Here is a 24,758-nt window from a genome sequence, read left to right as displayed (position 1 = left end):
CAGTAACTTAGACATCTATGCGAATCATATTAAACGACAGTGGTTCGATTTCTGCAATACAACTGCCAGACTCAATCACTGCACTTTCTCTTGAACGCGGTATGACAGCCTTATGATCATATTGATTCGTCATCTTTTTGTCTTTTGCCGTCATACTTACAAAGCATTTCACCCCCTTAAGCTCGAAATTCTGGAGTATAACTTCTACTTTCATTGAATGTTCTTCACTCTTATTCACTATAAAAACAGCAATTTCATTTTCAGCATCATTCCAGACAACGACTTCATCAAGGTATGGGACATGTTTAAAACCATCACATTCATAGGCTGGTCCCAACGCATTGCTCCTCAAAACTATGCCATTTGCATAATTTGCAAAATAATAGAATGGATAATAGATGGTCTGGAGCCATAGCCCGCCGTTTTTCTCCGTCATAATGCATGCACTGACATTAGTAAGAAGTGACTGGCAGGCAATCTTTATAACATCGGCATTTCTTAACATTACCATCTGCATTCCCGCAAAAAGAAGGGCATCCTCCAGTGTATATATTTGTTCACTAATTGCAGGCGCTATATTCCAGGGTTCTTTTGACACTTCCACATTCACAGAATCACTTGGGACTGCCCACACCCCCCATTCATCCATACTAAATTTAATATCTTTTCCAGAGCGTTTTTTCTTCTTAACTACCTGGGCAGCGGAGCGTACCGTTTTTATATATTCCTCCATATCGAGAGTCTGGGCTAAAAACGCCTTTGTACCTTTTTCCTGTCCCCCATAGTACTGGTGCAGGGCCAGATAATCAATCACATCGTATGTCTGTTCCAGGACCTCCATATCCCACATTGGATATGTCTCCATATTTGACAGGGAACTGCCGCATGCAATCAACTCTATCGACGGGTCTACCAGCTTCATAGTCTTTCCGGCTTCTGCAGCGAGGCACCCATATTCATATGCACTCTTATGCCCTATCTGCCACACGCCGTCCATTTCATTTCCAAGGCACCACATCTTCACTCCATAAGGCTTTTGTACACCGTGGTTTTTTCGCAATTCACTGTACTCCGTCCCCCCGGGGAAGTTGCAGTACTCAATGTATTGGACTGCCTCTTCTATTCCCCTGGTTCCCAGATTTACCGTAAAGATTGGCTCAACACCTGCTTTTCGCGCCCAATGGATAAACTCATTTGTCCCAAACTCATTCGTTTCTATCGCCTTCCACGCAAGTTCAAGCTTCCTTGGCCTGCTCTCCCTCGGGCCAACACCATCTTCCCAACGGTAAGCAGAGACAAAGTTCCCTCCCGGGTAGCGAACAGATGTCACTCCCATTTCTCTTACCTTCTCCAGCACGTCGCCGCGAAATCCTTCGTCATCAGAACTTAAATTTTCCGGTTCGTACACCCCTGTATAAATAACTCTTCCCATATGTTCCAGAAATGAACCATAAAGCCTAGGGTCAATGTTCCCTATTTTAAAATTTTTATCGCAAACAATTTTAGCCTCTAACATACAAATCTCCTTAACCCTTTAATCCGGCGCTTGCCATACCTTCCACAAAATACTTCTGTCCGGCCATATACAGGATAAACATAGGGAGCAGTGAGATCAGTGCTCCTGCAAATGCCGCCCCATACTCAATTGTATTCTGTCCTATGAATAATGCCAGACCATTTGCCAGTGTCCGCATTTGTGTCTTGCTCGTCACAATCATCGGCCACAGCAAATCATTCCATGATCCATTGATACTTAATATAATCAGCGTAATCGCTGCTGGTTTCACCTGCGGCATCATGATCCGCCAGAAAATTCCCATTTCTGAAAGTCCATCAATCCTGGCAGCCTCGGCCAGCTCTTTCGGTATTCCTGAGAAAGCCGCCCGCATCATAAAGATAGAACCGGCAACCGCAACTCTTGGTATAATCAGCCCCCAGTATGAATCATACATTCCCAACTTAAATACAACGAGGAATAATGGAACCATAATAACCTGAAAGGGGACCATCATTGTAGCTAAAGTCATTAAGAACAGTCCTGTCTTTCCTTTGAAGTCATAAAAAGCGTATGCATAACCGGCCATACTATTCACAATGACAGCCAGCAATGTCGTGCCGCCTGCATAGATCACAGAGTTAAGCATATAGCGCAGTATATTAATACGATCCTGTACATCAACAAAATTTTCTACAGTAAGTGACTGTGGTACAAATGTAGGAGGCCAGGATATTATTTCTTTTTCCGGCTTAAATGCACTTAACGTCATCCAGATAATCGGCACCAGAACCAGCAGAGCCAGAATGACTAAAACGATAAATATGGGAATACTGATCGTTACATCTTTGATCTTGATTGCCTTTTTCTTTTTCATATTAATCCTCCTGATTCATTTTGTGGTACATCAGCACAGTTACAACCATAATTATCGCAAATAAAATCACGGACATGGCAGAAGCGTATCCCATACTTGAACGCGATGAGAATGCTCTGGAATAAATATAAGTGACCGTAGATTCGGTTGTATAGTTAGGCCCGCCATTTGTCGTAATATATATAATATCAAATATCTGCAGTGCCCCTGCAAACCGTGTCATTAAAATGTACCAGAAGGTTGGCCTGATGGATGGCGCTGTAATATGCCAGAACTGCCTTATCTTCCCTGCCCCGTCCATCTCTGCCGCTTCATATAAGGAAGCTGATACCTGCTGGATTGCCGTCACATAAATAATTGCAGAAATCCCGAAGCTTCTCCATATAGATATGAACGAAACTACAAATATAGTAAGGCCCGGTGTATTAAGAAAATTAATCTTCCCAAGCCCCATAGATTGTAATGCTGCTGTAACAAAGCCAATATTGGAGTGCAGAATCATCTTCCACATAATACCAATAGCCGTCGCAGAACATATCACAGGCAGAAAATAAACCGCTCTGAAAATCTTGTTCTTGATATTATTCTTAGCAATCAGCGCCGCAACTACCAGTGCTCCCAGAACCTGCAGTGGTACCTCCAGGCCAGTGAAAATAGCCGTCACTTTTAAGCTGTTTATAAACCGACTGTCCTGAAATGCCTCAGCAAAATTTTCAAGGCCGATAAAGCGCGCCGAATCCATTGTAATAGATACATCGAATAAGCTTAATCCGAATGCAATAATAAGAGGCACTACACTAAACAGAATCAACAAAATGACCGATGGGGCCAAAAAGAGATAAGCACTTCTGGAAGGCTTATTCCAGTATTTTATCATTTTCTTCATTATCACTTCTCCTACCTGCCTCAAGTTCCCAGTGAAAGGCGGCTGGTTCAGCCGCCTATTTGCTGCCATCCGCAGACAACAACACCATTAAATCAATTATTTACTATATTCCTCAACTATTTTATCTGCTGTATTCTGAGCTTTTTCAAGTGCATCCTCCACCGATGCATTACCAAATGCTACCGAGTTAATCATTTCCGGAATAACATCGTTTAAAATATCATTAATACCCGGGAAACTTGAATCAACAATAAAATCCGTTGGCGCATCCGGATTTGCAGAAGACATCACACTAAGCTTTTCACTTTGTTTGTATTCCTCTTTTTCCTGAACGGAATATGTATAGGCTGGGAAACCATTTGACACAGACCACTCTAAAGCTGGGCTGGAGCCTTCTGTATTTTCTGAATTCCACCACTCAATGAACTTATATGCAGCTTCTTTTTCCTCATCACTTGCCGTTGTTGTAACAGAGAAACCAAGAACCTCTACTGAATTCATGTCTCCTGCATCTCCCTGAGGTATCAGGCCAATTCCATAATTAACACCTGCCGTATCAAGCCCCGCTGTTACCCACGGCCCGCCGACTGTCATACCAATCTGCCCTGCACTTACCATAGAATCTGTATCAGCTTCCAGCGGGTTATCTCCGTTGTCGATTAGTGTCTTGTACATCGTAAGAAAATCAGTGTATCCAGTGTTTCCTGCGAAATCTGCCTTCCAGCTGCCATTATCATCTTTTACTGCCAAACCGCCTAAGCGCTGCATCATATGTGCAATCTGATATGGATAATCATAAGAAATACCAGAGCCATAAATATTCTTGCCCTCATCCGTAATCTTTTCAGCATATGACTGCCACTCTTCCCATGTTGAAGGAGGTGTCTCCGGATTAAGTCCCGCCGCTTGGAATAAATCCTTGTTCCAATACATGTAATAACCTACAACCTGAAATGGAACAAAGTACAACTTATCCCCCTCAGAGCAATAGTCGAGATATGATTGTATGAAATCATCCTTATTTAGATTAGTCTTATCAAACACATCGCCGATATCCTGCATATAGTCCCCGTATGTAAACCTATATGCACTTGAACTTAAAATCATGGTAGGGCCTGTTCCTGCCGCAAAGGCAGTGGATAGCTGGCTGTCAAAATCTGAAGATATATCCATCTCAACAGTGATTCCATCTTTGTTCTCTTCATTATACCGGTTTACTAATTCAACCAGCATATCGCCATCTGAGCCTGTAAAACTATTCCAGAATGATATTGTCGTACCTTTGGTGCTTTTCTTTACATCCCCATCATCTGTTTTTGACCCCTCCTTGGAATCGCTTCCACAAGCTACCGTTGAGAAAATCATCATTGCTGAAACTCCAAGCGCAGCTAATCTCTTCCACTTGTTCACTTTTTTCATAATTATTTCTCCTTTTCTTCAACTTTTTAGCAAACATACTTTACCGGTTTGTCGTATGTCGGCTTTTTGCAGCGATTGTACACGTGTAACCCGCTTTTATAAATTAAGAATATTATTTTTGTGCATAAATGTCAATAAAAAATTATAATACCGGCATTTTGCATCATTTTTTCACATAACTTTTGTTAAATATTGCATGTTAATTTAGCAATTATCAGATTTATTTTTATATTTTTTTATATTAACAAAACGTTCACGAGTACATTTCATACTCCCACACCATATTTCCTGAGGTATATAAAAAAAGAGTTCCCGGCAAGCCTACACACTCACCAGGAACTCTCCGCAAACTGTTCTATTCAAATATTACCGCCACACGGATACTCAACTCCGACACTGCATTCGAGACCCGCATTGTTCCAATCCCTGACACCCTTTGATTTCCATACGTGAACTGGCCACTCCATAAGCTTTACTATAGGGTTATTTTATCTCATTTACCGGCGGAAGGCATATATGATCCTTACAAACATAATATGTTGTTTTTCCGTTCAGCAATTTAAACTCCGGCGTTTCTTCCTTTAAGATCTTTATATCTGCATACAGCGGAACGCGGCTGATGATTTCTTCTTCTGTGTCCGTTTTCGACAATATAGCCGTAATCTTTTGAGGCGGATAGTCATATAGCAGAAGCGCAGTCAGAAACATACAGTATCCCGCCGGATAGCCCTCCGCTAGATGGGACATATATGCAAGCTGCTGCTCTGCTGCACTTTTATAAGCTTTATTATCTGTAATCTGAAAAAGCCGTACAAGACAATAAGCCATCACGGAATTTCCACTGGGTATTGCACCATCATAGGTTTCTTTCGGCCTCGTAATCAATCTGTCATTCCGGTCTCCGTACAGAAAAAAACCTTCTCCATTCGGATCCTCAAACTGCCGCCGTGCTTCATTACAGATCTCTTCTGCACGCCTTAGGTACTTTTCATCAGAGACCGCCTCGTAAAGACTGAGCAATGCCGCTGTATAATATGCATATTCATCAAGAAATCCGTTTACAGCTCCAGCTCCATTGCGGCAGCTGACAAAAAGTATATTTCCGTCTGCCAAGTTTTTCTCAATGAAACAATGCGCTTGCACGGCCGATTGAAGATATCGTTCCTTTCCGGTGACCCGGTATAGTACCACCATAGCAGAAAGCATCAGAGAATTCCATGTGGTAAGGACTTTATCATCCAGATGGAGTTTTGTTCTTAACTGCCGATTCTCATATAAAAGCTTTTTTTCTTTATGGAATTTATCAGAAATAGGATTTCCATTCAACAGGTTTGGTATATTTTTCCCCTCGAAGTTTCCCTTTTCAGAGATTCCGAAATAACTGCAGAATTCCTCCCCTTTTTCTCTACCAAGTATATTACAAATTTCTTCATAATCCCAGATATAATATAATCCTTCCCTGCCCTCACTATCCGCATCCTGGGCAGAGTAAAATTCACCGTCAGGTCCTGTCATTTCCCGCAAAATATACTCCGCAGTTTTTTCTGCTGTATCCAGAAACATGTTTTCTTTAGATATTTTAAATGCGGCTGCGTATGCGATCATGAGCAGTGCATTATCATATAACATTTTTTCAAAATGAGGAACGAGATAAAAACGGTCTGTGGAATATCTGGAAAATCCATATCCAATATGATCAAAAATCCCCCCTCTTCGCATTTGCTCCAAAGTTTTCTCTACCTGATACCATTTATCATCAAGCCCAATCCCGGAATACAGCATAAGAAATATTAGATTATGGGGAGTTGGAAATTTAGGTGCTGAACCGAACCCACCGTAGTTTTTATCAAAGGATCTTGTAAATAATTCTGCTGCCTGCCCGGGGAGTCCGCTGTCTATTGCTTTTCCAGCCCGCTTTTGCAATTTATCTTCTGAATTGCCCGCATTTGTATCTATTTGACTTAAAATCTGTTCTGCTGACTGCAGCAAACCGGCTCTCTTTTGTTTCCAAAGTTTATTGATCTCCAGTAACAGTTCCCGAAATCCCATCATACCAGAACGGTTCACAGGCGGAAAATACGTTCCTGCGTAGAAGGGCATCTGCTTTGCTGTCATAAAAATACTCATAGGCCATCCTCCACTCCCTGTCAGTGTCTGGCAGACAGCCATATACACACTATCTATATCGGGACGCTCTTCCCTGTCTACCTTAATGGAAATAAAATTTTGGTTTAGAATGGCGGCAATTTCCTCATTTTCAAAACTCTCATGTGCCATCACATGACACCAGTGACAGGTGCTGTAGCCAATACTTAAAAAAACGGGTTTATCTTCCTGCCTTGCTCTTTCAAATGCCTCATTACACCATGGATACCAGTCGACAGGATTTTCCGAATGTTGTATAAGATATGGACTGCTTTGACCTCTTAGATGGTTACTACTCATAACGGTCCTCCTTTTAGATGTTCCTTAAAAGCATTTCCACTATGCGTGCAAACAATACCTTACGATCCAATCCCTTTTGGCATCAATGACTGCCTGTACACATTGTCCGGTTCCTAATTGGAAACTGCCGCTTGAATATAGACCCTAGTTATACTTTTGTTGAGCTTTGATTTCATCATAAATATCAATACTATCCTGGAATCTAGCATCCTCAGTAGACCCCATCACTACACAGATGTATGTTTCTCCGTTAATAACTGCCGCAGATACTAGGCAAGCACCGGCCAGACTGCTGTTACCCGTCTTTAGACCGATCACCTCAGGGCGATACCATTGGCTGCTTGGATTGAGAAGTTCATTTGTATTATTGTAAGTAACCACTCTCCCATTCGCCCATCTTTCGGATGATGTATAGCTTGCCACAATTTCCGAAATGATGGGATTATCCAAACATGCTTTTGCAATAAGGGCAAGATCATAGGCCGTAGTATACTGACCATCGGCGTCATATCCATCTGGCACTACAAAATTTGAATTCTCAGCCCCAAGCATCTGGGACTTTTCATTCACCTTATCCATGAACACATGAATGGATTGCTTATTCGTCAGGCTGTTATCTCCTGCAATTTTCTTTCCGGTATTCACAGCAAGCGTATACGCCGCGTCATTGCCGGAAGGAAGCATAAGGGCAATTAAGAGCTGTCTGACTGTCAGGGTATCGCCCTTAGTCAGCCACGCTCTTGATGAATCCCCGTGAATCATTCTAATTTCTGCACCTACAGTCAGTTCATCATTCGGTGAAAAGTAGTCAAGCACTGTCAATGCCGTAATCATCTTAGCAGTACTGGCGGGTGCAATTCTATGGGTACCGTTTTTCTGATATAGTACAGTGTTTGTAGCTGCACCCATTACAATGGCATTTTGGGCTGAAATATCCACTGAAATAGAGTTATCTGCGTCGAGAATTGATGAAACCGTCCCGCTCTCTCCGCCGTCCATTTGTGAAAACTCTCCATTGTTTATCATACTTTCTTTACCAGTGAATGGAGACCCTTTGCTGACACCTAATAGATTTCCTCCTCCAAAGACTGCAACTGTTATGATTATACAAAGTACTATACATACAGCGCTGTTATAAATACTTTTTCTCTTTTTTGCCTTCCATCTGTTTCCTTTATCGCAATTTACACTAATGTTTTGATGTACCATCGTTATCCTTAACTCCTTTCTGAAAGTAAAAAATCACTCTTCTTGATATATAGAATATCAGAATAGAGTGATTTATGTTTTCGCTTTCCTTTATGGATAACATATGATTTTGTACGAAATTTCTTACGATTTTCCTACGAGCACCAATGATACCTCAAAAACAGGTATGACCACCGTACTTTGGGCGGTAATTTGCCGTAATGAAGTTACTCAGTCCGGCTCCGCCTGCAGCTGCTTCGCTTAATACAACCAGGCCATAAAACTGCTCAAATATTCTCTCTAATCGTTACTGAGGAATCGTACCTCCTTCGTTCATGACCTTGATTAGCGCATGATCATCTATTTTTTCTACAGCTACCTTAAAGCTTGTATCTGTACTACAAGTAGCTCATCGTTCGTGTACCAAAATACTGTCACATTATCAGACCATCTATACGTTCTTTATCATGTGCCGCAGCGTGAAGTAGCACATCCAAATCGTTTCCCTTGCTCAGACCGGCATAACCAGAATACCAGGCATTTCCGGCAGCCTGTGGATATCAATTTCCATGCCCCGCTTTTCACAATATCCATTTATTATAAGTACAGTCCGATGTCGCCTGGGTAATAAAAGACGCAGATTCGTAAGGCGACCTTTGAAGTGATCATACCAGAGGAACATTGTAACCGTTGTATGGTGGAGTATCTTCCAGGGATGGAAAAACAACTTAACTGTAAAAAACCAATGCTAAGCTTCCCGATTATGTATTATTGTTTTTATATCGTTGGTGTCACAGTAATTATATTTTTACAAAATTTCTTTCATAATAGATATTTTGTTTATAACACAGATACAATTATTAGAAAAATACTTATATGACATTTTGACCCCAGCATCTTATAAATAGCATACAGATTTTTCCAGTCTTTTCATGCAGTTTTTTAGCTTTTTATTTCATGTTTGAATAATAATAATACATTGATGTAAGTATATAAGTATGGACACCAAAAGTTTATCAGGCTTATAATCTATATCATACTAAAACGTAGGCGATATTTCTGCTAAATAGTTCAAATATTGCCAGTGTTATAGTAAAATTAAATTTTAGAACCTTTAGGAAACACGGTATGGCTTAATGCTCTACACTATCAGAGAAAGGCAGCCTATATAATCTAAGGAGGATTCATATGACATGGGCGTTCAAGCAGAGTTAATGATTCAAGCAGCAGAACAATTAAAATCAGAGATTATTGCCTATCGAAGGGCATTGCACCAACAGCCAGAGGTTGGCGCCTATCTGCCGAATACGAAAGAATTTGTGAAAAAGGCCCTGTCTGAAATGGGGTATGCGCCGATTGAAATTTGCGAAAGCGGAATTGTCGCCACGATTACCGGAAAGAATACCGGAAGTTGTATTTTGTTGCGTGCCGATATGGATGCCCTGGCAATAAAAGAACAGACAGATTTACCATTTCGCTCAGAAAACGGCAAGATGCATGCATGCGGCCACGATATGCACACCTCAATGTTGCTCGGAGCTGCCAGACTGCTCAAAACATATCAATCCGAACTCAAGGGAACTGTTAAATTGGTGTTCCAACCGGATGAGGAAGGCTTTACCGGCGCAAAGGCCATGCTTGACGCAGGCATTTTAAAATCCCCTGCCCCGCAGGCAGGATTAGCGCTTCATGTTCACTCCGGCACACGCTCCGGCCTTGTACTGTGTGGCAAGGGTACAATTATGGCAGGCTGCACACTGTTCCGGATTTCTGTGCAGGGTACGGGCTGCCACGGCGCGATGCCGGAGACGGGAGTTGACCCCATCAATATTGCCGCCCATATCTATCTTGCGCTCCAAGAGATTACAGCCAGAGAGATCACTGCAAAGAGCCCGGCGGTCGTCACCGTAGGGAAATTTTGTGGCGGACACGCACCTAATATCATCCCTCAGGAGGTGGTGATTGAGGGCACAATCCGCACTTTTAACCGCGACCTCTCCGCCCAGATTCTACGCAGGCTAGATGAAATCTCCCGGGCAACTGCCCAGGCTTTCCGTGGTAGCGCCATAGTGGAAGAACTGGCATCGGCCCCACCGCTGCACAATGACTGCAAACTCGTCGACCAGATGACCGACTATGTGAAAGAACTGTTCGGAGAGCAGTCCGTCTATCTGATGGAGGAAGGCGGCATGGGCTCAGAGGATTTCGCTTCCTATACCTATGAACTGCCTTGTGCCTACCTAATGCTTGGTGCGGGAACACCGGACGAAACCCCTCTTTATGGCAAGCCAATGCACAATGAGGAAGTAATATTCAATGAAGATATTCTGACAAAGGGCACCGCCATTCATGCATATTGCGCGTTAAGGTGGCTATGTGGCGAGTAATTGAATAACATGATAAAGGGCTGACGTGAAGGTTAAGAAGGGCAAGGGTTCCTGCCTCGCATCTGCAGCAATCTGCGTCTCATTGATCACTTCCGATAACATGTAATCGTGTCTCCCACTTGGATTTCATATTTTGAAGTGAAACGATCAGGCTAGATTGTTGCCGATAAAAATCTATCCTGCCACAAATATCTCTCAAGGGGAGAAACCACATACTGAAAGAAACCTTCCATTTTGTAATCCGTCTTGTAGCTCATTTTGAGTATGTATACAACCGCATGCAGAACACTGTTGTGCTACTGGTATACTCCGCCCCTCATAATACGTTTGCTGATTACGCACTCAGCACAGTCCATCATTTCCTTGCCCTGTTTTGTATTGTACTCAATCAAGTAAACGACCTTGTGCAGATATAGGAATTATAGGCAATCTATCATATCTCCACTTATATTATTTACCCTTTTTCCGTTTCTTCCTCCACAGGACGCCATGCCTCACCAAAGTTTACATCCTTAAATAACGAGGCAAGACCTGTGATCTGCTTGAGACGCAATACCTCATCCCTATCCATTCCCAAATGTTTTGAGATCCATGCATCTGAACGTCCAAGCTCATGTAGTTCTTTTACAATGTTACTCATCAGATCCACATCGTGAGACCCCCGTGCCCTGTTGTGACGCACGGTACTGGCTATACGTTTGTCAAGTGGTTTCTTGATAATAGAGACCGGTAACAATCCTTGTTCTCTTTCATAGATATCCGGATGGTCCATCATTACTTGGTACCGATGGAAACCATCAACAATTAAATAAACATCCTGTGATTTTGAATAGTAACAAACCACCGGCATCGTATATCCATCTTCCTTAATACTTTCGTATAACAGCTTCATTTCAGGTGGTGGTACTTTATTCGGGTTATAGTCATTGGGCCGTACCTTTTCTATAGGAACAGCGATTACATCATAAACTGGGCTTCTATACTTCATAATTCAATTCCTCTATGCTTTTGTATTTACAACGTATGGCATCCAACCGTTTCTGTTGCTGTCGTGTCATCCCGAACCCCATGAAACGGCAGATATGATCATTTTTCAAAATACAATAACACATCCGTTTCCAACTGGGGATATCCCTTGTGGATTTGATATCGTCCGTATCGTCTGGTATTTTCCCTTCAAATATAATCCGTGATTTTTTATTCAATGTATAATTTGAAACGCCATTTCGTCTTATGTGATATCCATGTTCAAGCAGGTCCTGAATCACGACTTCATCCAAACCTCCTCCGGTCTCATGCCAGAACTGGATAGATGTATTAAATTTTTTTATGTAGTTATTTCGCAGTCTTTTTGGTAATGTATCCAAAAGAAATATTGTGTAAGTTTTCCACGTATGCCCCTCCGGCAAGAAAATATTCCGGTAACCCATTGCTTTCGTCTTTCCATAAATTGCAGCAAAATTCGCCCCCTGTACACGACCAACAAGCTTACTCCAAATCTCCGGGTCTATGACACGGTATAGATTCAGAGCGTCCTTAGCATAGTCATTGAACGGAGAAGCCACACGCATTTGTGACGGTTTGAGACCTGCCATATAATAAAGATCATATAGATGGTTATAATCATAATTAAATAAATAATTGGCATGCCACACATCATTGATTGTCCAATCATATAAAGGTGAGGCACACCAGACATCTTTAAATTGTTTGCTGATCCAGCAGGTATCTTTGTACCCATATTTTTTATTCAAAAATCCACTATACCGCTGTAAGGACTCATCAGCCCGCATCCCCAGCAGGCAAACAGTTTTCCCGCCATTATGGACCTTTCTGTACCATCGTCCAAACTGTTTTGCCAAATCCTCCTGATGCATTCGGTAGCGATAGGTTGTTATCCTGTTATTTTCCAGATTAATAACGTATTCTTTTTTGGGCATCTCCCGTACCCAGATATCCTTTTTTGTATCATCCCAAGGATACCAATACATCTCATAACTGCTTAGCGCTGTTCTGGTTGCCATAGGCAGACACACCCAGAAAGGCTCCACTTGGTCTTTTATCCGTTCAAAGGTGCGATCTACATACTCTGTCGTCATAGAATACTGCGCCTCAAAATCCTGATGAAATACACCAAGGGTTCTTTCAGGATAATGCTGATCTCGATAGTCCAGGGCCAGATTGAGCAGCAAACCGCTATCCTTGCCTCCAGAAAAGGAAATATAGATATTATCAAATTCTTCAAAAAGAAAATGCATTCGATCTAAAAACGCATCGTAAACATTCAGATGTAAATACTCTTTTTTCAAAAAAGCACCTCTCTTTTGTTCATTCCGACTAAATGCCTTTCTCCAACCCCAAAAGGGACTGATTAGTGTGACAGTGATGGGGTAAATACGCTGATAAACAGCATGGCAATCCAAAAGCCCTGATCGCTATTGCCACCTATCTGGGGAATAGAAACAGATCACACTCTTCCCATTATCACCAAATGGTTACAGTTTAGGTAGTAGGTGCCGCCTGTAGTTCTCCATCCGCATTTAGCATGACACCACTGCAGAAGTTCTGAAAGAGGAACAAATCCTTCCACCATTCTGCTCATCTATGCAAATAGGATGTCTTAAAATTTTGGCCCTTTGAGCCGTACCTCCAATTACATGTTTACTGGCAGTTCATTTTCATTTTATCATTTTGCCCTATAATACTCAAGAAAAAAATGCAGTGGCAGCCCATAGATTATTATCCTTTATTCAAGTTTCATTGCCACGGTTCATGATTTAGTAGTATAATGGATAAAATATGCATTTGTGCATTTTAAGAAAGGTACTATATTATGAAACCACCGAAAACTCGATTTTCTTATGTATATGAGGATCTAAAAAGACGCATTGTCTCCGGACAGTTACAGCCTGGCAGCAAACTCCCCTCCTCCAGAAATTTATGTAAAGAATATAATGTTGGGATTGCAACCATTAAACGGGTACTGGATACCTTGAAGTCTGAAAGATTGATTGATATTCAGATGCGTCAGACTCCTGTAGTCCTTTCGCAAAACTTGAAAAGTCCTGATGGCTTTACTATTTTTGAGCAGCGGGATTCAATCCTGCAGGTATATGAAACTTATGGACGGCTATTGCCTTATTTGCTTGTATCCGCTGCACATTCCCGTCCAATGGATACTATGCCTCATTATCGGCAGGCTCAAAAAGCAGCTCAGCAGGGAATTACTCCCGAGAGCTGGAAAGCTTTGATTGCTTTGACACGAGACATTTTGAGTGCCAGCCATAACCCTCTGTTATGCGATCTACACACAGCCTTTGAGCTTCAGGGAAATTTTTCCTATTTTTTAGAGATATGTGCCCTCTCCCTTGACATAATGCCCCAAAAGCCTTCCTTTGAACCCAAAGCTATCATGGAGGTACTGTCAGAAAGTAATCCGGTTGAACAGTATTATCATTTACAAGCACTCTATCAAGACATGTATGACATTATCTTAGAAACTTTCACCCAATTTCAGACAGTATTCCTCAGTTTTCCCCACAAGTGCCGGCTACATTTGAATGGAATCCACTGAGGGGGAAAGATTACTATTATACCCGCATTGTCCATGACTTGACCAAAAAAATAGGAACAGGCATCTATGCTGCGGGATCTTATTTACCCTATGAAGCCCAACTGGCGAAGCAGTATGGTGTATCTGCCTATACGATTAGAAAGGCATTAGACTTGATGGAACGCAGAGGTTACACAAAGACACAAAACGGCAAGGGTACTATAGTTCTGACTCCCGATCAACTTAACACAGAACAAGCCCTACAAGATTTAACTACGAAACAGGATGCCCTTGTATATCTTCATGCACTGCAGCTCATGGTACTGTTAGCACACCCGGTGGCCGCCTGTACTGCACCGCAATTTAGTGAGGATGATTTAGAACAATTGGCTGCGCATCTAAATAAACCCGGGATTGCCCTCACTAATTTATTTCAAATGATTTTAGAGCGGCTGTCATTAAAACCATTACAAGTAATATGGACTGAAACCAGCCGTATTACAGAATGGGGATTTTATTTTGCATTTTACTCCCAAGGAGTCGGAGTGATTGAGCAGCTCAATGATATCACCCGGAGAGCATATCGCAGTCTGCGCACTGGTGATAACACAGAATTTGCCGAAAGCTTAGCCGACTCTTACCGTCTGATTTTAACTTCAGTTCAAACGTATATGGTAGAGAAATACAATTTTATCGAGGCCTTATCTGTTCAGGTTCCAATTAGTTTTTAACCATTCATCAACTGCCATAATACAGACAATGATTTAACTGTCAATATAAAAAACAAAAGCGCAGCCCTTAAGTGTCTATATAACGCTCCAGCATGAATTCCTCTTCAACCTGATATGATGCACATCCGTACAGCACTGGCAGACATACCACCAGTAGAGGTCAGAAATTGTGTTATACGGTTCCAGATAAAAATCACCATCGTTACTACGCCACCGAAAATCCGTGGCGTAGTTTCTAAAATATTTAACTATTAGGAGAGAATCCCGATTACCTACAACATTGATTCATATGTCAAAGTTATGGCATATCCAAATTATCATTTTTTCTTTCGGAGTTTTAAATCGATATTTTTCGTTGCCGCTACATCCTTAAGCAATCTGGCTATATAAGCACTCTTTTCTTTGAGCGTCAGCATTTCTATATCAGAATTATGCTCGATTTCCCAGAGCACCGCTTGAAGCTCTTGCAATTCCAAAAGATTTACCGCAATACAAAAAAGTGTCTTTTTACGTCCATCATTATAGTTGGACAGAAAAATATCCAGTATTTTCACCTTTTCTATCTGCTCCGCATTATAGGCTTCCACCCCAGAATGCCGGGCCTTCTCCAAATCAGCCTTTCGTCGGCGGTGTGTTATAAAGGAATCAAAATCGTCAATATGATCGTATTTTTCGCAAGGGTGTTCACTGCATTGGAAACAGTATTGAACACTGCCGTGCTCCATGCTGCATCTTGCGATTTTGCACGATTGATTTCCCTCACCGCCACCGCAGCCAGGGCAGTTTTTATTCAAAAACATGGGACAAAGCCCACAATTCAAACCGCAGAGGGAAAATAATTGATTTTGCCGGTTAAATCCTTTCATGGAACCTACTTAATCAACCTACCTGTAAACGATCAAGATAGGTTCTGATAATACTCGATCCAACAATTATAAAACTTAAAACTCATATCTCGTCCCATGCGAGAGCAACAAGCCATCTGTTAATTCCACACGCAGAATGATAGTGTTCTCATCGTCAAAATCAGTATGGCCGTTATCAATCCATTCAGCAAAGACCTTTTTCAGCTTTTCAGCAATCACACAATTCTCTTTTTTCCCGAAATAACCCAGACTGATGCTGTTCCCGTGCGCTGTAAACCACTCGCCGGCGATTGCAACAACAGGGTTTTCTTTTATATGTTTCATTATATTTGAGAGTGCATGGGTAATGACATAAAATGCCCCATTTTCGTAATAAGCATTTACATATCGCACATAAGGCGCCGCATTTCTGTTGTTGCTAATGATATAATCTTGTCTTTTCCGAAACGCTCAATCATGAACTTTTCTGCTTCTTGACTAAATTCTTTCATTAAATTATTCTCCTTTTAAAATACACTTTTCAACTCTGATCAAATTCCAGATAAACTGGAAGCTATTTTGTTATCAAAAATGTTTCAGTACCATTGCTGAGTAATTATCATATTGCTGAAACCCATATCGTTCATAAAACGCAATCATCTTAGGATCAGACGGCATAATTTTGACATAAAGGAAGTTTTCAAAGCAACTCATAATCCTTTTCATCAATTCATCGCCAATATGATGCCCCTGATATGCAGGGTCTACCAGAAGATAATGTAGAAATGCAACTGTTTCGCGGTCATCAAGTGCCCGTACCAGTCCAATCAGTTTGTTATCATCCCATGCTGAAATTACATGTGAAGAATTTCGCATCGCCCGAACAAGTTTATCCGGGTAATTCCCGGACTCCCATCCCACGGACAAAAACAGTCTTTGCAGTTCTTTCTCTGTAAAAATATAGGTGTCTTTATACTCAATTTTCATACCATAATCTCTCAAAATTTCCTATTTATTTTTCTGCTACTCCTTGACCAAGTTTCACTTAATGAAAGACTTTACTTGATCCAATATATTATCAGTACCTTTGATGCCTAACATAGGAATATTCAAGTTTTCCGCATTTATTCGATTGCTAAGTTCGCTCATAAAAATACCTTTACCGCTTATCTCTTTGTTAAAATCTGATGTGGTTTCCACACCGCAGTTTGGCGAACGATTTGCACCAATAATCCCGATTATCTCGAAACCGTAGGCATTGTATTCTGTTATTTGTTTCATCACATAATCAACTTGAACCATTAGCATTTTGTAAGATTCCGCTTTTTGCATTTCTTTACGAATACGGGTATTTTCAATAACGACAGGAACATCTGCCCCATCGTCGTTTCCTCTATTAAGCCCTAAACAGCAAAGTTCAGGACATGGCATTTGGACAATACCAATATCAGCATCAAGAAGAATTTTTATTACATCCTTAAAAGCTGCTGGAAAAACGGCTGTTCCATCAGATATTGAATTTTGATTTAATATACAATGCGCTATAAAAATAACTTTTTTGCTTCGACCGTCCTCAAACATAAATTTTCCTCTTATTAAGCCCAAATTTGTTTTTTGTTGTGTTACTCTCTGACAAACCGGAATTGTTATTTCCGTTACTCAGCAAGCTGTGTTAATGTATCACCTGCAATGCGATAGACTGTCCAATCAGACATGACCTCTGCTCCAAGCGACAGATAAAAGTCAATGCTGGGTTTGTTCCAGTCAAGGCACCACCATTCAAGCCGTCCGCAGCCACGTTCCATAGCGATGGATGCTAATTTTTTTAAAAGAGCTTTTCCGTAACCTTTACCGCGGCATTCCGGTTTGACATACAGATCCTCCAGATAAATACCGGCTCGTCCTAAGAACGTAGAAAAGTTGTGGAAAAACAGCGCAAATCCAACCTCTTTTCCGTCATGAAGAGCAAAAATGACTTCTGCTTTTTGTTTATCGAAAATCCATGTTTCAAGCGTGGCCTCGTCAGCCACTACTTCGTTCAGCATTTTTTCGTAATCTGCAAGTTCTTTGATAAATTGCAGGATCAACAAAGTATCTTTCCGTTCTGCATTTCTAAAAGTTAAATTCATTTGTGTTATCCTCAATAAAATGAAAGTTGTCAGAGTATCTTGTTTACCCTTTCAGGTTATCCAAAGCTTCGGGACAATTTGAGATAATCTCTCTAACTATCTGACAGCTTTCCATGTCTGGACAGTCACCGCATGTCGTCACATCTTTTTTCATTGCACACCGACGAATTTCGCAAAGACTATCGCAAAATACAGTTTTAATCCCTTCAACACGACAGCCTTGACAGTTGATGTGCTCAGGCAGAATGGGCGCATTATTCAACTCGGCCCACCGTTTTGCAGTTTTCTCACGCAACGCCTGATCGTCATTGATTGTTGCAAGATATGCGTCGCATTTTTCACAATCCAGCCCACAGTATGCAATCATATTTCTCATGGTTATGTACCTCCTTAAATTCCCTTTTATTTGTAACTTAGCTGTTCAGAAGTATTGCGATATTCTCACTAATTTCTGAAAAGGTAACATATGGATCATAGCAGGTTTAGCAGTTCTGTATGGATATTCCGTTTGTTCCTGCTACGCTGCTGCCTTCCCTGTAATCAATCGGCTTTCCCCATATTTGTTGGCCTACTTCTCGATAATAAACGGTGAAACGTATCGAAACTATCGCTACGCTTCATAGTTCGGGCGTCCACTTAAAACACCGACCATCGTATTCATAGCGCAGTATTCCGTCCATGCAATAAAAACGATGTTCCGATTGAATATCGGCTGATCTCGATATAAATCCTGGTCTTCCGATAATTTAGCACACCGTTTTCAAGACGCACATCATAAATCCCACATATAATAGCCTCTTCTGCCAAATTATTTCCTGAAGCAGAAACAAAACGAAAGCAACCGGTGATTGCGTTCTTGCTTTTTCACTTCGCCAATTCAAAACGAAATAAGGATACAGCGCTGAAATCCTTTATTAATTTCTCTCGTTGTCTTTCCTGACCAATCAGCCATATTTTCTCGTTAGAAACAATAAAATATCTATTTCAAAATCTTCTTGATTATCCAAGTGCTACCACCATCTATGCTATAAACAGTCGTTCCGTCATTCTTTTGCTGCTCATAGACGGACGCAGTTATACTTCTATATAAATTCTATCATCCATGATTTCTGAGTCTGTTATTTGGAACTTAGCTAAAAAATCCTAATACAAAGGTAACTATTATAATAACAATCGGAATATATACTGTGAAATCCCGTTTCATAGAGTCATCACTTAAATGTGGTTTTGCAATCCGCAATACTGCAATTAGTTTATAGCAAAAATACCCTATTATTGTTCCCATTACATTCGTAAGTAGGTCGTCTATATCGGTTGCTCTCAGTAACGTAAAGAGCTGAACAATTTCAATAGTGAGGGATAGCCCAAATCCAATCAATACTGTATTTCTCAAACGTTTAAAATTTTTACTAATAAGTGGACATACAAAACCCAATGGGACAAAAAGAAAAATATTCAAAATAAAACTCAAACTAAACCCATCGCTAAAAGGGATAAGATTTATATTTGGATTAAAAAATGTTTCTCCTAACTGTGAAATTCTTCTATATTCACTAAATGTAGGAATGCCAACAATATGCGATAGCATTACACATAAGTAATAATACATTGCCAGTGATAAAATAGCTGTTTTGACCTTAGGAATATCTCCATTTTTCTTGAATATCATAACTAGGAAAATGCCAATCAAGACGATTCCCAACAAGAAAATAGGCTCAATCAATAATAAGTCTTTTATTGCCTCAAACAAGCCGGTTTGGATTTCTACACTTGATTGATTATTTGCTACAGTCTCCATTTGTGTATACCTCTTCTGACGTTTTAATTATTATAACTTTATATCTGATTTTTGATTATCCCTATAAATATTACACTTTCAAGCTTTTCGAAGTATAGAAAAACACTCATTTTACCACGAATATACCACGATTAAACGAGCCTTGATATGACGATAAAATAGCACTAAAAAGACACCATTGACACATTGAAGTGGTGTCTTTTATTAATAAGCAGTCAATCCTAAGACTAACTGCTTTTGCAAAATAAAGGTAATCACTATTTTGTTTGTTTCTTTAGAATAATATAGCTTGCAATCACAACTACAAAGAATACTAACACGAAAACTAAAGTATGAAATATTCCTATCGGATAAGGTGCAATCCACCCTTCTAGTTTGAAAACCAATCCTGAAATATATCCTGTAATCATAGAAATAGGCATAAAAGCAACTCCGATTATATTAAGCCAATTTACATAAAAGGGGGATTTTTCTTCCGATAGTATTCTCGCTATAAAATATCCAACAATCCCTATAGCTTGAATAATCATTGAACCCCAAACTGCTTCCATTGTTTGTTCTGCATACCAATTACCAAATGCACAAAACAGCCCAATAGCAACAAAAGCTGTTGATGATATATAAAGTACCTTACTCGTAAGCTCTTTATTTTTTTGTTCTTTGTCTGCTACTGGTTCAATTCCCTTTAGGATATAGTCAGTTGTTACTCCAAAAAAATCACTCATTATAATTATTTTTTCTAAGTCAGGCGTACTTTGTTCACTTTCCCATTTGGAAACAGCCTGCCTTGAAACTCCAACTTTATCCGCAAGTTCCTCTTGTGATATTCCTTTTGATTTCCTTAAATATTGTATTCTGTCTGCCATATTCATTAGCTAACACTCCTTTCTTTCATGGTGTAATTTTAGCAATATTATCAGTTGCATAGCCACCATTTAGATATGGAAATATGTCAACTGGCAGTTGCAATGATGTTTTTTGACAAATCAGCAGAATATTCTTGCTTATAACGTAATTTAAACATATCCATATTATAACAGTTCCATATATCCGCCACAACAAAAATCAGCACACCCCCCCTTGACATTTTTCTGTCTTGAAAAATACACACTTTTTCTTTCTTCCTCTTGATTACCAACCACAGAAAAGAAAAAGCCCTGTCAAGAGCCTTGCCACCATTGGTGGTGCTTTGCACTCTTTACTGGGCTTTTTGTTTGCTGTATCTTTCATTCAAGAGGAAAATTAAAGACCTCTGTTCCATTTCTCTTTCAGATAATCTTCATAGTCCGTTTCATCAAAATCTAACTGTGGCGAAGTGTCGGGAATGTTATTTCTGCTGTCTATGTCCGCAAGTTGACGGAATATCCAGTCATCATAAGGGTCATGGTATTTATACTCTTTGGGCTGTTCTCTGTATCGGTCTAACCCTCGCATTTCCTTATGTACTTTCATCATGCGTTCTATTTTTTGACGTTGTATCAACTGCTTGATTTCCATAAGTTCTTCTAACTCCGTAACCTCATTGGTAATGTAGTTATGGATATACTGTATGAGTTTGGTTTCCATGTAAAATCTGCATTCTTTTTCATCATTGAAAAATTCATTTTCAGACAGATAATCTAAGGAAACATTGAAGTCCTGTTCCCGTTTGATAATATCCATGATATATGGTTCGGTGTGGTCAATATACTTCCATTCTCCTGATAATAATTCATTGGGCGTTACTCCCAGCACGTCCATTATCTTTTCTAATGTGTCAAAGGTAGGATAATTCACACCCCGTTCAATCTTGGAAAGGCTCTGCATATTGATACCGATTTTATCCGCAAGTTCCTGTTGTTTCATTCCTCTGTGTTTTCTTATGGTCTGTATATTCTCTCCTAAGAAACTGATTTTCTTTTCGTAATGTTCCATAACTTAGTATAACCGCTCCTTTCGTTGCTTTTCTCGGTGTTTATAAGCATATCATACTTAATATTTATTAAAAAGTCAATCAAAACTTCTTGACAAGTAATTCTAATGGCGTTATTATCGTATTAGATAGGGTGATTAAGCACGCTAGGGTCAATCACACGCTTGAGTAAGCATAGAAAAGATGTATTTTCATTTTGATAGCATGAATAAGCATGGACTATCAGACCGAAAATAAGGTTTCTGACTGGGGCTGTTCCGTTTAGCCACGAGTCTTACAAGGCTCGTGAGCGTTAAGAACGGATCAGACACAGGAAGAAAGGGAACGCCTTTAGGCGTTCATAAAGGGCGTATATGTAACACCGCCCTGCGTATACATGTCATAGTACCTAGAAACTGTGATAAATAAAGGAAAAAACACGATTTTTACCCGCAAAAAACGGGGCATACGAAAGGAGCAATGCACTATAACTACACACAAAAATTTATCCGTTAAGATTGATTACATCAGCATTGTATTTGAAACGGCAACCGCTGAAGATATAATCATGCACATTTTAGATTTACCGACTGACATTTTCAATGTTTATCCAGCAATGATAAAATTCAAGACTTATCAAGCACGCTGGCAGATTGGAGATATTTATGTATCGGGGGACGCAAGAAAGACAGAGGATAACCCACAGGGGCTAGGCTGTTATCTTGTTATGACTGGCAGAGGTTGTGATGATATTTTCCGTATTCTCGACAGTAGGAATTATACCTTTGGGGATATGTTTCGACGCTGTGAGCGAAGATACGGACTGGATAACTTTCATTTCACAAGACTTGATATTGCCATTGATGATAAGAACGAAAAGCCATTCTTTACCATAGAGCAGATAAAGAAGAAATGCGAAAAAGAGGAATTTATTTCTAATAGTGAGGGCTACCACTTTGACGAAAGCAAGTTTGATGATTTCGACACCGCAAAGACTGTTTATATCGGTGCTGGTAAATCGGGATTATCCTACCGCTTTTATGATAAGGATAAGGAAGTCTGTTCAAAACATAATAAGACACTTGATGAAGTCGGCAGTTGGAAACGGACAGAAATGCAACTGCGTGATGATAAGGCTCATGTTTTTGCCATGACATTCAAAGACAGACCGCTGGAACTTGGGGAACTGGCTTTCGGGCTATTAGCAAACAACCTACGCTTTGTCGTGCAAAACAGAAATGAAAGTAATAAGAGCAGATGGAAAACGTGTCGGTTTTGGGAACGATTTTTAGGGGCTGTGGAAGTCTTGAAACTGCAAGTACCGAAACTACATAATTCCCTTGAGGAAACACAGCAATGGCTCACAGAGGGTGGCGTGATTTCTGCTGTCAAAAGTTTTTATTTCTTAGAAGAACATGATGCATTAGGTGGACTGGAAAAAGTGGGAACTATGCTTGACAGGGCAAGATACAGCAGTTCCCTTTCCAGTAAATTAACCGCCCACTTACAGAGGATAGACCGCACCGACCTTATCCCCTATATCCAGTATGACACGAAACATGGGAAAGGGGGTATCTGATGAATAACAACGATATTCCCGTATGGGAAAAATACACCCTTACCATTGAAGAAGCGTCAAAGTATTTCCGTATCGGAGAAAACAAGTTAAGACGCTTGGCAGAGGAAAACAAGGACGCTGGCTGGCTCATTATGAATGGCAACCGCATACAGATTAAACGCCGACAGTTTGAAAAGGTCATTGATAAATTGGACGCAATCTAATGCAAATGAGCCTTGTATGTGTTATGATGAATACAAGTCATATCAAGGCTCTTTCCAACAAGGAAAGGAGCAGACACCATGAAAGAAAAAAGACGTGATAGTAAAGAACGTATCCTGCATACTGGAGAGAGCCAACGAACAGACGGAAAATACTTATATAAATATGTAGACGCATTTGGAAACACAAAATATGTGTATGCTTGGAGATTGACACCCACAGACCCGACACCAAAGGGAAAACGGGAAAAACCCTCACTTCGTGAACTGGAACAGCAGATAAGACGGGATATTGAGGACGGTATCGACAGCACAGGCAAGAAAATGACGCTTTGCCAACTCTACGCCAAACAGAACGCACAGAGGGCAAATGTGAAGAAAAGCACACAGAAACAACGGAAACAACTCATGCGGTTATTGAAAGAGGACAAGTTAGGTGCTAGGAGCATTGATACGATAAAACCCTCTGACGCTAAAGAATGGGCGTTACGCATGAAAGACAAAGGCTTTTCCTATAACACTATTAACAACCATAAACGCTCGTTAAAAGCGTCATTCTATATCGCCATACAAGACGATTGTGTAAGGAAAAACCCTTTTAATTTCAAGTTAAGTGAAATCATAGAAAATGATACCAAAGAGAAAGTAGTATTGACAGAGGAACAGGAACAAGCCTTACTGTCATTCATCAAGACGGATAACGTGTATCACAAGTATTATGATGATGTGCTGATACTGTTAAAGACAGGACTTCGTATCTCGGAACTGTGCGGACTGACAGTAGCCGATATTGATTTCAAGAATGAGGTTGTGGTTATCGACCACCAGTTATTAAAGAGCAAGGAACAGGGCTATTATATTGAAACGCCTAAGACAAAGAGTGGAACAAGGCAAGTGCCATTAAGCAGAGAAACGATACAGGCATTTCAACGGGTCATAAGGAAACGCACAAAAGGGAAACTGATAGAGATAGACGGATACAAAGATTTTCTGTTCGTCAATCCGAAAGGCAATCCTAAAGTTGCGATTGATTACAACGCCTTATTTGTCCGTATGGTAAAGAAATATAACAAACACCACAAGGATAACCCCTTGCCACATATCACACCACATACGCTACGCCATACGTTCTGCACAAGACTGGCAAGCAAGAACATGAACCCGAAAGATTTACAGTATATCATGGGACATTCAAACATCAGTATCACAATGAACTGGTATGCTCATGCGTCCATAGATACCGCAAAATCAGAGGTTCAGCGTCTAATCGCATAAGAAGTATTTACCACGATTTTAACCACGCTTGATAGCGAAAATATAAGAAGATAGACCTAG

The 24,758-nt window shown here is 40.4% G+C and carries 22 protein-coding genes and 2 pseudogenes; 6 read left to right on the top strand and 18 right to left on the bottom strand.

The annotated features are described in order from the left end of the window. Positions 1-7: 7 nt before the first annotated feature. The 6 genes from arfA to MUB35_RS14990 all read right to left on the bottom strand — a co-directional run bounded on the left by arfA (position 8) and on the right by MUB35_RS14990 (position 8,331). Positions 8-1,516: an arabinosylfuranosidase ArfA gene (gene arfA / locus MUB35_RS15015; RefSeq protein WP_103732264.1), complete on the bottom strand. Its 1,509-nt coding sequence runs from the start codon at positions 1,514-1,516 to the stop codon at positions 8-10. Between the two features lie 10 nt (positions 1,517-1,526). Next, the gene (locus MUB35_RS15010; RefSeq protein ID WP_033140134.1) at positions 1,527-2,372 is read right to left on the bottom strand and encodes a carbohydrate ABC transporter permease; all 846 of its coding nucleotides are present in this window, start codon (positions 2,370-2,372) and stop codon (positions 1,527-1,529) included. Between the two features lies 1 nt (position 2,373). Then, positions 2,374-3,258, bottom strand: a complete 885-nt coding sequence (locus MUB35_RS15005; protein ID WP_029470595.1) for a carbohydrate ABC transporter permease — start codon at positions 3,256-3,258, stop codon at positions 2,374-2,376. A gap of 96 nt (positions 3,259-3,354) precedes the next feature. Continuing rightward, positions 3,355-4,677 carry an extracellular solute-binding protein gene (locus MUB35_RS15000; RefSeq protein WP_103732263.1) on the bottom strand — a complete coding sequence of 441 codons (1,323 nt, stop codon included), beginning with the start codon at positions 4,675-4,677 and terminating at the stop codon, positions 3,355-3,357. Positions 4,678-5,160: 483 nt separating this feature from the next. Continuing rightward, positions 5,161-7,122 (bottom strand): thioredoxin domain-containing protein, encoded by a 1,962-nt coding sequence (locus MUB35_RS14995; RefSeq protein WP_103731453.1) that lies wholly within the window; start codon positions 7,120-7,122, stop codon positions 5,161-5,163. Between the two features lie 144 nt (positions 7,123-7,266). Next, complete coding sequence (locus MUB35_RS14990; protein WP_103731454.1) at positions 7,267-8,331, bottom strand: D-alanyl-D-alanine carboxypeptidase family protein; 1,065 nt, start codon at positions 8,329-8,331, stop codon at positions 7,267-7,269. Between the two features lie 1,172 nt (positions 8,332-9,503). Between MUB35_RS14990 and MUB35_RS14985 the strand changes: the two genes are divergently transcribed. Beyond that, the gene (locus tag MUB35_RS14985; protein ID WP_103731455.1) at positions 9,504-10,697 is read left to right on the top strand and encodes a M20 metallopeptidase family protein; all 1,194 of its coding nucleotides are present in this window, start codon (positions 9,504-9,506) and stop codon (positions 10,695-10,697) included. A 454-nt stretch (positions 10,698-11,151) separates the two neighbouring features. On the opposite strand, the gene MUB35_RS14980 is transcribed toward MUB35_RS14985, so the two are convergent. Then, on the bottom strand, positions 11,152-11,685 hold the full coding sequence (locus MUB35_RS14980) for an IbrB-like domain-containing protein (protein WP_033140138.1): 534 nt from the start codon (positions 11,683-11,685) through the stop codon (positions 11,152-11,154). Then, entirely contained in the window at positions 11,675-13,006 is a 1,332-nt protein-coding gene (locus MUB35_RS14975) for a phosphoadenosine phosphosulfate reductase (protein ID WP_033140139.1), read from the bottom strand. Before MUB35_RS14975 ends, MUB35_RS14980 begins: the two co-directional genes overlap by 11 nt. 524 nt (positions 13,007-13,530) lie before the next feature. On the opposite strand from MUB35_RS14975, the gene MUB35_RS14970 reads away from it, so the two are divergent. Both MUB35_RS14970 and MUB35_RS14965 read left to right on the top strand, forming a co-directional pair. Further along, positions 13,531-14,271 (top strand): FadR/GntR family transcriptional regulator, encoded by a 741-nt coding sequence (locus MUB35_RS14970; protein ID WP_225305210.1) that lies wholly within the window; start codon positions 13,531-13,533, stop codon positions 14,269-14,271. A 38-nt stretch (positions 14,272-14,309) separates the two neighbouring features. After that, positions 14,310-14,981, top strand: a complete 672-nt coding sequence (locus MUB35_RS14965) for a GntR family transcriptional regulator (protein WP_242980778.1) — start codon at positions 14,310-14,312, stop codon at positions 14,979-14,981. A gap of 317 nt (positions 14,982-15,298) precedes the next feature. On the opposite strand, the gene MUB35_RS14960 is transcribed toward MUB35_RS14965, so the two are convergent. The 10 genes and pseudogenes from MUB35_RS14960 to MUB35_RS14920 form a co-directional block, all read right to left on the bottom strand. Beyond that, positions 15,299-15,847 carry a DUF3795 domain-containing protein gene (locus tag MUB35_RS14960; protein ID WP_033140141.1) on the bottom strand — a complete coding sequence of 183 codons (549 nt, stop codon included), beginning with the start codon at positions 15,845-15,847 and terminating at the stop codon, positions 15,299-15,301. 75 nt (positions 15,848-15,922) lie between these two features. Further along, a pseudogene (locus tag MUB35_RS14955) lies at positions 15,923-16,338 on the bottom strand (pyridoxamine 5'-phosphate oxidase family protein). A gap of 73 nt (positions 16,339-16,411) precedes the next feature. After that, on the bottom strand, positions 16,412-16,813 hold the full coding sequence (locus MUB35_RS14950; protein WP_033140142.1) for a GNAT family N-acetyltransferase: 402 nt from the start codon (positions 16,811-16,813) through the stop codon (positions 16,412-16,414). Positions 16,814-16,867: 54 nt separating this feature from the next. Beyond that, positions 16,868-17,407, bottom strand: a complete 540-nt coding sequence (locus tag MUB35_RS14945) for a CD3072 family TudS-related putative desulfidase (protein WP_103731456.1) — start codon at positions 17,405-17,407, stop codon at positions 16,868-16,870. A gap of 74 nt (positions 17,408-17,481) precedes the next feature. Then, the gene (locus tag MUB35_RS14940) at positions 17,482-17,955 is read right to left on the bottom strand and encodes a GNAT family N-acetyltransferase (RefSeq protein WP_033140144.1); all 474 of its coding nucleotides are present in this window, start codon (positions 17,953-17,955) and stop codon (positions 17,482-17,484) included. A gap of 43 nt (positions 17,956-17,998) precedes the next feature. Next, on the bottom strand, positions 17,999-18,331 hold the full coding sequence (locus MUB35_RS14935; RefSeq protein WP_033140145.1) for a DUF3795 domain-containing protein: 333 nt from the start codon (positions 18,329-18,331) through the stop codon (positions 17,999-18,001). A 164-nt stretch (positions 18,332-18,495) separates the two neighbouring features. After that, positions 18,496-18,930: pseudogene (locus MUB35_RS31020) on the bottom strand (hypothetical protein); the annotation flags it as partial. A 154-nt stretch (positions 18,931-19,084) separates the two neighbouring features. After that, on the bottom strand, positions 19,085-19,753 hold the full coding sequence (locus MUB35_RS14930; RefSeq protein WP_033140146.1) for a VanZ family protein: 669 nt from the start codon (positions 19,751-19,753) through the stop codon (positions 19,085-19,087). A 257-nt stretch (positions 19,754-20,010) separates the two neighbouring features. Then, positions 20,011-20,625, bottom strand: coding sequence for a helix-turn-helix domain-containing protein (locus MUB35_RS14925; protein ID WP_008393242.1), 615 nt, complete (start codon positions 20,623-20,625; stop codon positions 20,011-20,013). A gap of 370 nt (positions 20,626-20,995) precedes the next feature. Further along, complete coding sequence (locus tag MUB35_RS14920) at positions 20,996-21,667, bottom strand: helix-turn-helix domain-containing protein (RefSeq protein WP_008393244.1); 672 nt, start codon at positions 21,665-21,667, stop codon at positions 20,996-20,998. Between the two features lie 494 nt (positions 21,668-22,161). Between MUB35_RS14920 and MUB35_RS14915 the strand changes: the two genes are divergently transcribed. From MUB35_RS14915 to MUB35_RS14905, 3 genes are all read left to right on the top strand, one after another. Next, positions 22,162-23,223 carry a replication initiation factor domain-containing protein gene (locus MUB35_RS14915; protein ID WP_181976724.1) on the top strand — a complete coding sequence of 354 codons (1,062 nt, stop codon included), beginning with the start codon at positions 22,162-22,164 and terminating at the stop codon, positions 23,221-23,223. Next, positions 23,223-23,426 (top strand): excisionase, encoded by a 204-nt coding sequence (locus MUB35_RS14910; RefSeq protein ID WP_002610247.1) that lies wholly within the window; start codon positions 23,223-23,225, stop codon positions 23,424-23,426. The genes MUB35_RS14915 and MUB35_RS14910 overlap by 1 nt, the downstream gene beginning before the upstream one ends. Before the next feature lie 78 nt (positions 23,427-23,504). Then, complete coding sequence (locus MUB35_RS14905; RefSeq protein ID WP_017143792.1) at positions 23,505-24,698, top strand: site-specific integrase; 1,194 nt, start codon at positions 23,505-23,507, stop codon at positions 24,696-24,698. Positions 24,699-24,758 lie beyond the last annotated feature (60 nt).

This window comes from Blautia sp. NSJ-175 (assembly GCF_022867815.1).
Taxonomy (GTDB): Bacteria; Bacillota; Clostridia; order Lachnospirales; family Lachnospiraceae; genus Blautia; species Blautia celeris.
The sequence above is the reverse complement of the archived record's forward strand: the minus strand, read 5'-3'. Positions and strand labels throughout refer to the sequence as shown.

Bases quoted from the DNA above. Each gene is read 5' to 3' on its own strand.
- arfA (WP_103732264.1), bottom strand. From the start codon at position 1,516: ATGTTAGAGGCTAAAATTGTTTGCGATAAAAATTTTAAAATAGGGAAC.
- MUB35_RS15010 (WP_033140134.1), bottom strand. From the start codon at position 2,372: ATGAAAAAGAAAAAGGCAATCAAGATCAAAGATGTAACGATCAGTATT.
- MUB35_RS15005 (WP_029470595.1), bottom strand. From the start codon at position 3,258: ATGAAGAAAATGATAAAATACTGGAATAAGCCTTCCAGAAGTGCTTAT.
- MUB35_RS15000 (WP_103732263.1), bottom strand. From the start codon at position 4,677: ATGAAAAAAGTGAACAAGTGGAAGAGATTAGCTGCGCTTGGAGTTTCA.
- MUB35_RS14995 (WP_103731453.1), bottom strand. From the start codon at position 7,122: ATGAGTAGTAACCATCTAAGAGGTCAAAGCAGTCCATATCTTATACAA.
- MUB35_RS14990 (WP_103731454.1), bottom strand. From the start codon at position 8,331: ATGGTACATCAAAACATTAGTGTAAATTGCGATAAAGGAAACAGATGG.
- MUB35_RS14985 (WP_103731455.1), top strand. From the start codon at position 9,504: ATGGGCGTTCAAGCAGAGTTAATGATTCAAGCAGCAGAACAATTAAAA.
- MUB35_RS14980 (WP_033140138.1), bottom strand. From the start codon at position 11,685: ATGAAGTATAGAAGCCCAGTTTATGATGTAATCGCTGTTCCTATAGAA.
- MUB35_RS14970 (WP_225305210.1), top strand. From the start codon at position 13,531: ATGAAACCACCGAAAACTCGATTTTCTTATGTATATGAGGATCTAAAA.
- MUB35_RS14960 (WP_033140141.1), bottom strand. From the start codon at position 15,847: ATGAAAGGATTTAACCGGCAAAATCAATTATTTTCCCTCTGCGGTTTG.
- MUB35_RS14950 (WP_033140142.1), bottom strand. From the start codon at position 16,813: ATGAAAATTGAGTATAAAGACACCTATATTTTTACAGAGAAAGAACTG.
- MUB35_RS14945 (WP_103731456.1), bottom strand. From the start codon at position 17,407: ATGTTTGAGGACGGTCGAAGCAAAAAAGTTATTTTTATAGCGCATTGT.
- MUB35_RS14940 (WP_033140144.1), bottom strand. From the start codon at position 17,955: ATGAATTTAACTTTTAGAAATGCAGAACGGAAAGATACTTTGTTGATC.
- MUB35_RS14935 (WP_033140145.1), bottom strand. From the start codon at position 18,331: ATGAGAAATATGATTGCATACTGTGGGCTGGATTGTGAAAAATGCGAC.
- MUB35_RS14930 (WP_033140146.1), bottom strand. From the start codon at position 19,753: ATGGAGACTGTAGCAAATAATCAATCAAGTGTAGAAATCCAAACCGGC.
- MUB35_RS14925 (WP_008393242.1), bottom strand. From the start codon at position 20,625: ATGAATATGGCAGACAGAATACAATATTTAAGGAAATCAAAAGGAATA.
- MUB35_RS14920 (WP_008393244.1), bottom strand. From the start codon at position 21,667: ATGGAACATTACGAAAAGAAAATCAGTTTCTTAGGAGAGAATATACAG.
- MUB35_RS14910 (WP_002610247.1), top strand. From the start codon at position 23,223: ATGAATAACAACGATATTCCCGTATGGGAAAAATACACCCTTACCATT.
- MUB35_RS14905 (WP_017143792.1), top strand. From the start codon at position 23,505: ATGAAAGAAAAAAGACGTGATAGTAAAGAACGTATCCTGCATACTGGA.